Source organism: Pantoea rwandensis (assembly GCF_000759475.1).
Classification (GTDB): domain Bacteria; phylum Pseudomonadota; class Gammaproteobacteria; order Enterobacterales; family Enterobacteriaceae; genus Pantoea; species Pantoea rwandensis_B.
Map to the genome: position 1 here is coordinate 1,292,864 of NZ_CP009454.1, position 12,715 is coordinate 1,305,578.

The 12,715-nt window shown below is 51.7% G+C and carries 12 protein-coding genes; 2 read left to right on the plus strand and 10 right to left on the minus strand.

Annotation, left to right across the window (positions count from 1 at the left end; genetic code table 11):
- Window positions 1-5: 5 nt before the first annotated feature.
- From ruvX to metK, 10 genes are all read right to left on the minus strand, one after another.
- Complete coding sequence (ruvX, locus tag LH22_RS06015; protein ID WP_038644908.1) at window positions 6-422, minus strand: Holliday junction resolvase RuvX; 417 nt, start codon at window positions 420-422, stop codon at window positions 6-8.
- On the minus strand, window positions 422-985 hold the full coding sequence (locus LH22_RS06020) for a YqgE/AlgH family protein (RefSeq protein ID WP_038644910.1): 564 nt from the start codon (window positions 983-985) through the stop codon (window positions 422-424). Before LH22_RS06020 ends, ruvX begins: the two co-directional genes overlap by 1 nt.
- An 82-nt stretch (window positions 986-1,067) precedes the next feature.
- A complete protein-coding gene (gshB, locus tag LH22_RS06025) occupies window positions 1,068-2,012 on the minus strand; it encodes a glutathione synthase (protein ID WP_038644912.1) in 945 nt (314 codons plus the stop codon).
- A gap of 90 nt (window positions 2,013-2,102) precedes the next feature.
- Complete coding sequence (gene rsmE, locus LH22_RS06030) at window positions 2,103-2,834, minus strand: 16S rRNA (uracil(1498)-N(3))-methyltransferase (protein WP_038644914.1); 732 nt, start codon at window positions 2,832-2,834, stop codon at window positions 2,103-2,105.
- A gap of 74 nt (window positions 2,835-2,908) precedes the next feature.
- Window positions 2,909-3,616 (minus strand): deoxyribonuclease I, encoded by a 708-nt coding sequence (gene endA / locus LH22_RS06035; RefSeq protein ID WP_038644916.1) that lies wholly within the window; start codon window positions 3,614-3,616, stop codon window positions 2,909-2,911.
- A gap of 76 nt (window positions 3,617-3,692) precedes the next feature.
- Window positions 3,693-4,205, minus strand: a complete 513-nt coding sequence (locus LH22_RS06040) for a SprT family zinc-dependent metalloprotease (RefSeq protein WP_045831736.1) — start codon at window positions 4,203-4,205, stop codon at window positions 3,693-3,695.
- Between the two features lie 96 nt (window positions 4,206-4,301).
- Window positions 4,302-5,696, minus strand: a complete 1,395-nt coding sequence (locus LH22_RS06045; protein ID WP_038644920.1) for a sugar porter family MFS transporter — start codon at window positions 5,694-5,696, stop codon at window positions 4,302-4,304.
- Window positions 5,697-6,220: 524 nt separating this feature from the next.
- Window positions 6,221-6,604, minus strand: a complete 384-nt coding sequence (locus tag LH22_RS06050) for a hypothetical protein (protein WP_052059361.1) — start codon at window positions 6,602-6,604, stop codon at window positions 6,221-6,223.
- A complete protein-coding gene (locus LH22_RS06055; RefSeq protein WP_038644922.1) occupies window positions 6,582-6,977 on the minus strand; it encodes a polymorphic toxin type 44 domain-containing protein in 396 nt (131 codons plus the stop codon). Before LH22_RS06055 ends, LH22_RS06050 begins: the two co-directional genes overlap by 23 nt.
- A gap of 292 nt (window positions 6,978-7,269) precedes the next feature.
- A complete protein-coding gene (gene metK, locus LH22_RS06060) occupies window positions 7,270-8,421 on the minus strand; it encodes a methionine adenosyltransferase (protein ID WP_038644924.1) in 1,152 nt (383 codons plus the stop codon).
- An 803-nt stretch (window positions 8,422-9,224) separates the two neighbouring features.
- Between metK and speA the strand changes: the two genes are divergently transcribed.
- Entirely contained in the window at window positions 9,225-11,204 is a 1,980-nt protein-coding gene (gene speA / locus LH22_RS06065) for a biosynthetic arginine decarboxylase (protein WP_071845594.1), read from the plus strand.
- A 716-nt stretch (window positions 11,205-11,920) separates the two neighbouring features.
- A complete protein-coding gene (locus LH22_RS06070; RefSeq protein WP_038644926.1) occupies window positions 11,921-12,616 on the plus strand; it encodes an EAL domain-containing protein in 696 nt (231 codons plus the stop codon).
- Window positions 12,617-12,715 lie beyond the last annotated feature (99 nt).

Sequence of the window (12,715 nt, forward strand, 5' to 3'; positions counted from 1 at the left end):
TTTATTCAATGCGTGTCGAACCAATCTTCCAGAATGATCACCGCCGATTGTGAATCGACCTGACCTTTCTGCAATGCACGGAAGCCACCGCGTTCGAACAGGTCGGCGCGCGCTTCCACGGTGCTTAACCGCTCATCCTGCAACTCAACGCGCACGCCAAATCGGCCATGAATGCGATTGGCGAACTTGCGTGCGCGTTCGGTTAACGGCTGCTCGGTGCCGTCCATGTTCAACGGCAAGCCCACCACCACGTAATCAGGCTGCCACTCTTTCAGTAGCTTCTCAATCAGCTTCCAGTCTGGCGTGCCGTCTTGCGCTTTAAGCGCGGTCAGAGCGCGTGCGGTGCCGGTCAGCTGCTGGCCAACAGCCACGCCGATGCTTTTGGTGCCGAAATCGAAGCCCAGTAAAGTTTCACTGGCCATCAGGCGTGCCCTGCGTCGCTGGTCATATTATGAATATCAATGCCCATGCTGCGCGCAGCTTCGCGCCAGCGTTCGGCGATTGGCGTCTGGAACAGAATATTGCTGTTCGCCGGGGTGGTCAGCCAGGCATTTTCCAACAGCTCGTTCTCCAGCTGATCTTTCTCCCATGCGCAGTAACCTAACGCTACCAGCACGTTATCAGGCTGTTCTGCGGTGCCGATCGCTTCCAGCACATCCCGTGAAGTGGTGATCACGGTGTTATCAGAGATACGGATACTGGAAGAGTAAATTTTCTGGGCCGAGTGCAGGATAAAGCCGCGATCTTCCGCCAGCGGGCCGCCAGCGAACACCGGCTTGTCCAGCTTAATGGCAGGGTCACGTTCTGTTGGGCTGATTTTAAGTTTCTTCAGAATGCCTTCGACCGTCAGGTTTTCCATCGGCTTATTCACGATCAAGCCCATGGCGCCATCTTCATTGTGCTCGCAGATATACACCACCGAGCGTTTGAACAGCGGGTCCTGCAGCGACGGCATCGCAATCAAAAAATGGTGCTGTAAATTCATTCTCACTCGTATACCAAAAATAACCGGCGCGGCCGCAGCCACGTCGGTTTTGGGTTCTCACGGCGCTTACACGCCGTTGACATCAGCCCAGGCGTTTCTCAATGGCATCCATCAGCATGCCGGTGATCGAGATCGGGAATGCAGCCTCGATTTCACGCACGCAGGTTGGGCTGGTTACGTTAACTTCGGTGAGTTTATCACCAATGATGTCCAGACCGACAAAAATCAGCCCTTTAGCTTTCAGCGTTGGACCCACGCGACGGGCGATTTCCCAGTCGCTATCACTCAACGGGCGTGCTTCACCGCGGCCACCCGCTGCAAGGTTACCACGGGTTTCGCCACCCTGTGGGATACGCGCCAGGCAGTAAGGCACCGGCTCACCATCCACCACCAGCACGCGTTTATCGCCATCTTTAATCGCTGGCAGATAGTTTTGCGCCATGCAGAAGTTCTGGCCGTGGTTGGTCAGGGTTTCGGTGATGACGCCAAAGTTCGGGTCGTCCTGCTTCACGCGGAAGATCGAGGCACCGCCCATACCGTCCAGCGGCTTCAGGATCACATCACCGTGCTCCTGCCAGAAGGCACGCAACTGCTCTTTGTTGCGGGTCACCAGCGTATCTGGCGTCAGGTCGGCGAACCACGCGGTGTAAAGCTTCTCGTTACAGTCACGCAGGCTCTGCGGTTTGTTGACGATCAATGTGCCTTGCTCTTCTGCACGTTCCAGCAGGTAGGTGGCATAGATGAATTCGGTATCGAACGGCGGATCTTTACGCATCAGCACTACGTTGAGATCGGCCAGCGGGATCACCTGCTCACTGCCTAACTCATACCATTTGTCGTAGTTTTGCTCCACGCTCAGCAGGCGCGTGCGGGCGTAGGTCACGCCACCGCGCAGGGAGAGATCGCCCATCTCCATGTAATGAATTTCGTAACCACGGCGCTGTGCTTCCAGCAACATGGCGAAGCTGGTGTCTTTTTTAATGTTGATGGACGAAATTGGGTCCATAACGATGCCAAGCTTAATCATTATTCTCTCCTCAAAGGGGGATTTCTTGCCCCGTTCCGTGACAGCGCTGCGGCTTTTCACGTGCGTAGTTTTACAACCCGAAAGTATCCCTTAACCGAGGTCACCAAACCTCACCTGAAGTGCCGTAATGGCCGTGAGCGCAGTGGTTTCTGTGCGCAGCACGCGTGGGCCTAACAAAATATCGGTGAAACCCTGCTGCGCCGTCATGGCAATTTCGTCCGCTGAGAGACCACCTTCCGGACCAATTAGCAGGCGAACACGTTCAACCGGCTGCGGCAGGGTGTTAATACTGTGACTGGCACGTGGATGCAGATTAAGCTTTAAGCCACTCTCCTGCTCAGCACACCAGGCTTCCAGCGTCATCGCTTCACGGATTTCCGGCACACGATTACGGCCGCACTGTTCGCAGGCGGCAATCGCAATTTTTTGCCATTGCTGAATCTTTTTCGCCAGTCTTTCAGCATCCAGCTTTACGCCGCAGCGCTCCGAAAACAAGGGTGTAATGACGTTCACGCCGAGTTCGATCGATTTCTGGATGGTGAATTCCATTTTTTCGCCGCGCGACATCACCTGCCCAAGATGGAGATGGAGCGGAGATTCACGGTCATCAGGCTGACTGGCAAGGACCCTTACTTTTACACGCTTTTTATCAGCCTGGGTGATTTCGGCGTTAAAAGTCAGATTACTGCCATCAAACAGCTCAATTTGTTGACCGGCGGTCATGCGCAGCACGCGCCCGACGTGGTTAGCGGCATCTTCATCGAGGAAGACTTCACTGTTAACTTCAAGAGGTTCGGGATGATAAATGCGAGGTATGCGCATGCGGTTCCTGCCAGCGTTATGCCGTGTCATCGGACACGGCCCAATCGGAAAAAAGCTAGTGTAGGGTAGCGCTTTTAGCGCTGGCAAGCCTGTTGTACATAGGGATTGTGATTTCCCTGCACCTGCGCGATGCGGTTGTCGCGTTCGCACTCCCATTGGCTTACCGGATATTGCTTGTTCCAGGCGGTAAACAACTGGGTCTGCTGGCGTGACAGACGCAGCTGATATTGGTCACGCATGTAGAAGTAGGTGCGGGCGATGGCGCCGCGTGCACGCTCGGGTGGCTGCGCCAGCTTCTGCTTGAAATCGACTTTCATTGCGCACTGACCATATTGCGCGTCGCCGCCATTCCACTGACTGTACTGGAAATTATTGCGATCGCCATTCACTTCACCAATCGCTGGCTGCAGATTATGCAGGTCGCTTTCAATGCGGCGGTAATCGGCATCTTTACTGCATTTTTTACGACCGCCGTTTTGCCAGCACTGGCGCTGATGGCCGAACTCCCATGCCGGCATCACATGTTCCCACTCAATACGTTCAGCGCGATTGGCATTTTTACGGACGCTGTAGCCGCAGCTACTGAGATCGGGCACGCCTTTCTTGCCGTGCCAGCTGATTTTGCAGCCGCAGTAAAATTCTGCCGGAGCATCGGCATTGATCTGCGCGGCGACCACTTTGGCCTGCTGGAAGTTATTTTGATTGTAGTGGGTAATGCTGAGGCTGAAGGCGCTAATGGGGGCAACTAATAAGGAGAGTAACAACAGCGTTTTGCGAGACATATTCCAAAAATTACCTGATGCGTAAAAAGGCGGCAGGGTAGCAGAATGGCGCAGGATGGGATATCAGATAAACGGATTAACCTGCTGAAAATTCACCAGGTTGCAGCAGAGTACCGCATTGCACGCAGCGGTATTCACTTTCACCCCGTAACACGCGGTTGTGACGGCGCACGGTGAGCTGGTGCTGCTGACAGCGGCAGCGATAGGGGAAGGTGTTGCTGCGCACCGAAGCGATTTCGAACTGATGGGTACGACGCGCGGGAACGCCGAGCACGCTCTCCATCATCCACTTCCACTCTTTGCCGTGCGGCGGCACGCGACCAAAGGTTTTCCATACCAGCAGGTGCGCCAGCTCGTGCGGCACCACCTCATCCACAAAGGCCTGCTGATTCTCCAGCAATAGCACCGGGTTGATGCGAATCTCCCATTTCTCCAGCCAGGCCGTACCGGCAGCGGTACCGCGCTGCTGATACACCAGCTTCGGCTCGTCATAGTGACGCTCCAGCTTTTCATTGGCGAGCTGCAAATGGTGACGCAACGAGCGCATCACGGCTTGTTGCAGGGCAATGGGAAGGCGAGGTGTTTTCATGCCGGGCAGGATAACCTGGTACGCACAAATGCGCACCTGACGAAACGCACAAAAAAAGGGCCGCCAATCGGCAGCCCTTCGTATCGCTTATCGACCTTATTGCTGGCCGATATCGCGCAGTTTTTTGCCTTTCATCAGGTTGCGCTCGATGTGTTCCAGCGAGACGTTTTTGGTCTCGGGAATCAGCGCTATGGTCAGCAGGATAAAGAACACGTTCAGACCTGCGTACACCCAGAAGGTCGGCGCGTTGCCCAGCGTGTTGAGCATGGTCAGGAAGGTGGCACCGACGATCATGTTGGCAATCCAGTTGGTTGCGGTCGATACGGTGATACCAAAATCGCGGCCTTTCAGCGGCTGAATTTCTGAACACAGTACCCAGATCAACGGACCCGCAGACATCGCAAAACCAACGATGAACATCAGCAGCATGGCGACAGCAAAGTACTGTGCGGATGCAGAGTTGATGCCGATGTGCAGCATGGTACCGAGGATACCCATACCGGCAGCCATCACGATAAAGCCCAGCACCAGCGTCGGTTTACGGCCCCAGCGATCCACCAGGCCAATCGCAATAAAGGTCGCCAGTACGTTGACCAGACCGACAATGACGGTGCCCCACATCTGCTGAGTGGTATTAGCGAAGCCCGCAATCTCAAAGATTTTTGGCGCGTAATACATGATGACGTTCATACCGGTGAACTGCTGCATCACCTGCAACAGCACACCCAGGAACACCGCACGGCGGAAGTTACTGTTGCTCTGGAACAGCTGCCAGCCAGACTGTTTAATCTTCAGGCTTTCACGAATCTCATCCAGTTCACGTTTAGCTTGTTCGCTGGTATCACGCAGACGAGCCAGCACGCGTTCTGCACTGCGGAAATCGCCTTTCGCCGCCAGCCAGCGTGGGCTGTTTGGCAGGAAGAATACGCCCACCAGCAGCAGCACTGCCGGAATGGTGATGATGCCCAGCATCCAGCGCCATGCGCCAGCGTCACTGAAAGCGGTATCAGACAGATACGCGCCAAGGATACCGATGGTGATCATCAACTGATACAGAGAAATCATGCTGCCACGAATCTTTTCCGGTGCGATTTCAGAAAGATACAGAGGAGCAGTGTAAGACGCGACACCCACGGCCAAGCCGAGCACCACACGTGCAGCAATCAGCATGTCCGGGCTAACCGCCATGGCTGACCACAGTGAACCGATCACGAACAGAATCGCACCCGCCATCAGGCTCTTTTTACGGCCGAGATGTGAAGACATCCAGCCGCTACCAATCGCACCGACAGCCGCACCGAACATCATTGAGCTGACAATCCACTCTTGCTCATGTGCAGTCACGTTGAAATCTTTGGCGATGAAGGGCAGGGCACCAGCGATAACGCCGATATCCAGACCAAACAGCAGGCCGGCCAGAGCCGCTAAGAAGCAGACAAACAAGGTCATCATCTTGTTCGACGTTCTGCTCTTATGAGTATTACCAGGCATAATGCCTCCGAAGTTTATCTATCATTGTTTTTATCAATGTTATGAAACCTGCCGACGGAAAAAAGTGAGGATGATCACATCAGTGTAATCGGTTACACACGCTGAAACCCTGCAATCCAGCATTTTCCGCCTGAAGTAGTTACGTAACCAGTAAGGTATAGCACCCTTTAAGTTTCTGACATCTCTCTAAATATCGGCTATCAGACGACGCTGAAAATAACGCATTTTAATGCGAATAACTACGCTGAAAATTCTCTAAATGACAGATTACAAAAGGTTTTCAAAATGTAATCGTTAACACTTTGTTGTAAACAGAGAAAATGAAGTGTAGACGGCGGGGAAAAATGTGCTGGCTGGTTAACGGGCGAGGTATCAGAAGACATGAAGAGCCCCACTCATGAGGGAGTGTTGGGCAAACCATTGCAGTTTTGATGAGCCGACAGCAGGGGCAGTTAAAAAATGCCAGTCAGGTTTAACTGGCTGGCATGACGCAATAAGCGGACCCTATACAGAGAAATACGGGGTTAATTAATTGAATAACTCAGGGAGTACGGGCCGGATTTGTTTTCCATACCGTATACCTTACCGCTGTAATCAACATGTATCCTGTCGCCATCTACCGCAACAGAGGATATTGTTCCTCCCCCTGTCAGGAATGGGAATTCTGCGTTTAGCGCCTTCACATCGGCGCCGCCATTATTATGAAAGTAATAACGGAAAACAGTTGGCACTGTTGCCCCACCATCATTGTTTTGCGTAGTGTAAAGCCATAGTTCCGCACTGACCTGCCGCACACTCTGAAGTGAATCATTCGCGCGGGGATCTGGTTGATAAGTAAACCAAACGAAAGCCAATAGCATGATCGTGATTAGCCAGTGGATACCATTAATAACCGTTCTGGCGCGCATAATCGATGCCCTCCCGGATAGCACGTTGGTCTTCGGGGTCATCACCATAAGGCGGGCCACCTCGCCAGTTTCCCCATTCAGGACGTGAGGTTCCGGCACGAGACTGCGCCCATCCGGCTCCCATGAGTAAAATCTCAGCTGGAATACCCGCTGCAGTACCCGTCGCACCAAAGTTAAAGTTACCAAATGCGGCCCAGTACGGATCAAATTGTTTGTAATCCCATGGTCCACGCCCGCGAACTTTTTGGTAGAACCAGTAATACGTTTGCGGCAATGCCATGTTGCATCCATAGCCGCGACTGCGTGCTTCTCTCATATTGTTTTGTAAGATCTGAATTGCGCCGCTGGGGGCAATGCCAGGTGGTGATGCCATATCCAACTCCCTTTGCAGTTTCCATGTTATTAGTGTGGGATTATGTAATAAATAGAAACAACTTAAAAGGCCGCCACGGGCGCAATTGCGGGCAGTTAATGATTAGCTTAAAGAGTTGCGCTGTTCGTACGTAGAACGATCACTGGGTCACATTATTAAACGGACAAATGACGTTAGCTCGAAAGTTTGGATGGTGAGTCTGTTGGGAAGACAGCAACAAAAAAATGCCAGTCAGACTTAACTGACCGGCATTACTATTTAAGAGGCTTGTTTTTCGCTGAAGCGGTCTGAATTACAGGCCAGCAGCCTCACGCAGTTGAGCAGCTTTATCCGTCTGCTCCCACGGGAAGTGTTCGCGACCAAAGTGACCGTAAGCGGCGGTCTCTTTGTAGATTGGCTTCAGCAGGTCCATCATCTGAATCAGGCCGTAAGGACGCAGGTCGAAGAACTCACGTACCAGCAGGGTCAGCTGTTCGGTAGGGACTTTCTCAGTACCGAAAGTTTCCACCATGATGGAGGTTGGCTCAGCCACGCCAATCGCGTAAGAAACCTGGATTTCGCAACGGTCAGCCAGGCCCGCCGCGACGATGTTTTTCGCGACATAGCGCGCTGCGTAGGCAGCAGAACGGTCAACTTTAGACGGGTCTTTACCAGAGAACGCACCACCACCGTGACGCGCCATACCGCCGTAGGTATCAACGATGATTTTACGACCCGTCAGACCGCAGTCGCCCATTGGGCCGCCGATCACGAAACGACCGGTTGGGTTGATGTGGTATTTGGTGCTGGCATTTACCCACTCAGTAGGCAGTACCGGCTTGATGATCTCTTCCATTACCGCTTCACGCAGATCGGCTGTCGAAATTTCTTCAGCGTGCTGAGTTGACAGTACAACCGCATCGATACCGACAATTTTGCCGCCATCGTACTGGAAAGTGATCTGGCTTTTCGCATCCGGACGCAACCACGGCAGTGTACCGCTTTTACGCACTTCAGCCTGACGCTGCACCAGACGGTGCGCATAGGTCACCGGAGCAGGCATCAGCACGTCTGTTTCGTTGGTGGCATAGCCAAACATCAGGCCCTGGTCGCCTGCGCCCTGTTCCAGCGGATCGCTACGGTCAACGCCCTGGTTGATATCAGGAGACTGCTTGCCAATCGCGCTCAGTACGGCGCAAGAGTTTGCATCGAAGCCCATATCGGAATGGACATAGCCGATTTCACGTACGGTATTACGGGTGATCTCTTCGATATCAACCCATGCGCTGGTGGTGATTTCACCGCCAACCAGCACCATACCGGTTTTAACGTAAGTTTCGCAGGCCACGCGTGCTTTAGGATCCTGTTCGAGGATCGCATCTAACACGGCATCGGAAATTTGGTCAGCGATTTTATCAGGATGTCCTTCTGATACGGACTCAGATGTAAATAGGTGTTTAGCCATTCTGTTCTTTACCTTACAAATGGTTTGAATTCGACTGCATAGCGTAAGTGGACCAGGCCAACTCGACGCCCCTTCAGGCAAAGCCGCGAGCAGTAGGGAGTATGGGCGCATTCGCCGACACCGCCTGGATGTTAACCAGTTTAGATGGAAAACCATCTGGACGGCTATTCTAGGTCACACAGTGAGCACTTTTCCAGTGCTTTTTCGGATTCCGCACGTTTACGCAAGTGGGCTGATGGAAGAAATTCCTGACACCTTCCACAGAATCCAGACAAAGATTTTGCTTTTTCACCCTGCAGACTGTATAAAACGCCGCTGCTGTCGACCACAGTACAAAAGGATGACGCCACCGTGCGTCGCGCCGTCAGAGCTGTTCTCTGATTTTCACCCAGGCCGTTTCTCGTTTGCTGTTTGCAGGCGTTGGAGGTGATAAAAGTAATGAACCACACTTCTCTTCTTCCCGGTTCACTGCGCTCTATGTGCGCGCTGGCAATCCTATCCCAATCCAGTTTTATTCTTTTCTCTCGTCGAAGTTTTGCGCGTTGCGGTAATTATCCCGACACGAGCGCCGGCTAAGCTATTCCCTCATTTCTGTCACTGTGTTTCACTCGTCTTACGCGGTACAAGCGTTGGCTTTTGGCCCGTTTTTTACTGACTGCGGCGTGGTGTTTTACACTTAGAGTCAGCAACGTGCACGGCAACCCGATAATCGGAGCTCAGCAGGATGGGGAAATGTTTACCCGGACTCACAACAGCAAGACCCGGCAACTGTTTCATATTTCAACGGAAAATTGAGGTTCGCGATGTCTGACGACATGAAGAATATCAAGGGTTCGTCAGCTGGCGAACAGGGTGTACTCCGCTCCATGCAGGAGGTGGCGATGAACGATCAGGAAGCAAGCAGAATGCTGCGTACCTACAATATTGCCTGGTGGGGTAATAACTATTATGACGTCAACGAGCTGGGCCACATCAGCGTGTGCCCGGATCCGGATCAGCCGGAAGTGCGCGTTGACCTGGCGAGACTGGTCAAAGAGCGTGAAGCCGATGGCCAGCGTCTGCCTGCGCTGTTCTGCTTCCCTCAGATTTTACAGCATCGCCTGCGTTCGATTAACGCCGCCTTTAAGCGTGCGCGCGAGTCTTACGGCTACAAAGGTGACTACTTCCTGGTTTACCCAATCAAGGTTAACCAGCATAAGCGCGTAATCGAGTCGCTGGTGAACTCCGGTGAACCACTGGGTCTGGAAGCCGGTTCGAAAGCGGAGCTGATGGCAGTGCTGGCGCACGCCGGTAAAACCCGTTCCGTGATCGTCTGCAACGGCTACAAAGACCGTGAATACATTCGCCTGGCGCTGATCGGTGAGAAGCTCGGTCACAAAGTTTACCTGGTCATCGAGAAGATGACTGAGGTTCGCCTGGTGCTGGAAGAGGCGGAACGCCTGAATGTGATCCCGCGTTTGGGGATTCGTGCGCGTCTGGCATCGCAAGGCTCAGGCAAATGGCAGTCGAGCGGTGGCGAGAAGTCTAAATTTGGTCTGGCGGCGTCGCAGGTATTGCAGCTGGTGGACATCATGCGCAAAGCCGGTCGTCTCGATAGCCTGCAACTGCTGCATTTCCATCTCGGTTCGCAGATGTCGAACATCCGCGACATCGCCACCGGCGTGCGTGAATCGGCGCGCTTCTATGTGGAGCTGGCGAAACTCGGCGTCAACATCAAATGCTTCGATGTCGGCGGCGGTTTGGGCGTCGATTATGAAGGTACGCGTTCGCAGTCTGATTGTTCGGTGAACTACGGCCTGAACGAATACGCCAACAACGTGATTTGGGCGATTGGCGATGCCTGTGAAGAGAACGGTCTGGAGCATCCAACGGTCATCACGGAGTCAGGTCGTGCGGTGACGGCGCACCACACCGTATTGGTCTCCAACATCATTGGGGTTGAGCGCAACGAATTCAGTACGCCAGTGGCACCGGATGTGGATTCACCGCGTCCGATTCAGAGCCTGTGGGATACCTGGCAAGAGATGCACGAGCCGAACGTCCGTCGTTCGCTGCGTGAATGGCTGCACGATAGCCAGATGGATTTGTTCGATATCCATACTGGCTACTCTTCCGGCACCTATGATCTCGGTCAGCGCGCCTGGGCAGAGCAGCTCTATTTGAGCATTTGTCACTATATCCAGCAGCATCTGGACCCAAGCAACCGCGCGCACCGTCCAATCATTGATGAATTGCAGGAGCGCATGGCGGATAAGATTTACGTCAACTTCTCGCTGTTCCAGTCAATGCCGGATGCATGGGGTATCGATCAGCTGTTCCCGGTGCTGCCGCTGGAAGGGCTGAATAAGATCCCTCAGCGTCGTGCGGTGTTGCTCGACATCACCTGTGACTCCGACGGCACCATCGATCACTACGTGGATGGCGACGGTATTGCGACTACCATGCCGATGCCAGAGTACGACATTGATAATCCGCCGATGCTGGGCTTCTTTATGGTGGGCGCGTATCAGGAAATCCTCGGCAATATGCACAACCTGTTTGGTGATACCGAAGCGGTTGACGTGTTTGCCTTCCCGGATGGCAGTGTAGAAGTGCAGTTGTCAGATGAAGGCGATACCGTGGCGGACATGCTGCAATACGTGCAGCTGAACCCGAACGATTTGATGACGCTGTTCCGCGATCAGGTTACCCGGCAGCATGATATCGACGAAGACCTGCGCGCGCAGTTCCTCGAAGAGTTTGAAAGCGGTCTGTATGGATACACTTATCTTGAAGATGAGTAATCGTTAACGCGCTTAGCGGGCCCTGGTCAGGGCCCGTTTCATTCCCCTGCCATTATATTTTCTTATTTCTTCTTTATTTATTTAAAATGTGATGAAGATCATCTTCAAAGAATCTTAACCTTGCGTTTTAAACTCGCGCTTTAAATACGTCTTTTCTATCTCCTTTATTTTCATTCATTAAGCCAAAAGCACACAGTGTCGCGCGTCTTAATACCCCTCCATTAACTACTGATTTCGTAAGGATTAGGTAGCCTGACTGTTATGTTTTTCTTGCAATGTATAATCAAAATTTAAACATTAAGAGTTGAATAGTACCGGTTTGAAATTGAGTTTATTGGAATCTTTTGGAGCCAATTAATTCCAAAAGAAAAAACTGCATTTTAGGACAAAAATAAACTACCACAATTGTTGACTTAATTTTTATTATTTAAAATCAATTACTTATATTTTTTTGGATCTGTCAAGGTTAGCGGTAAGTTAAATTTTTCCAGGAATTATCTGATCGTTATCTGAAATTAAAAGAAATTCACTCACGAAATTGATAGTTTTAAACGATTAAAGTTGGGGGCGACGTTTACTAAAATCTATTTTTCAAACTGTAAGCTGTACGTTAGGCTTCAGTTAAGGTGTTAAGTTTTATCGATGTTTCCCTTACCTCTCACATGAGTAATCCTGACAATTCAGGAGTATCAGTTAGTTGCAGAAGGGACCGTGAAATGAGCAATCAACCCGAATACATTTTTTTGTTAGAACCGGTTCACGACATCACCGGGGAGTTGATTGCATGGGAGTTGCTTACACGATTCTCAGATGATGCAGATATTAATAATAAGCGTAACCCTTGCAGGGATGAAGGGTTCTTCAGTCGGCTTCCTGCTGACGAGAAATGGCAGTTATTCCTCCACCAGATCGGAAAACTTATTCAGCTATACCAGAAAGGGTTTGATCAGATAGTCAGTGTAAATGTGGATAGAGATATCGTCGCCGGTATTTTTGAAGATGCTGAAATACAAAAAAAACTGGCGAAACTGACGTTGTTGCGTTTAGAGATATCCGCCTTCTTTACCGCGCGCTTTAACAGCGCAGACCTGCTGATATTAAAAGGTGTCGCGAAGGTGACACACGCCCCTTTATGGCTTGATGACTTTGGTCCGGGTTATTCCAACCTGACCATGCTTGATAGCGGAATATTTGAAATCGTCAAGATTGACAAAGAATTTTTTTGGCAATTTGGCGACGGTCACATTTTTGACACGCTGCTTAGCCACCTCAACCAATTATGCAAAGGCGTGATTGTTGAGGGCGTCGAAAGCCAATCACACCTCGAACTGCTCGCGCATAAGGCAGTTTACGGTATGCAGGGCTATCACTGGCAGAGTGTCTATCTAAATGATTTTATTAAGCAATCCTGAAGTGGTGCGGGTTCGGCCAGGATAATCGGGGGCAGATAAAATGTCTAAAAATGGGTTTGTTGCATTCAACTTGATTTGTGCTCGCCCATTGGAAAATAG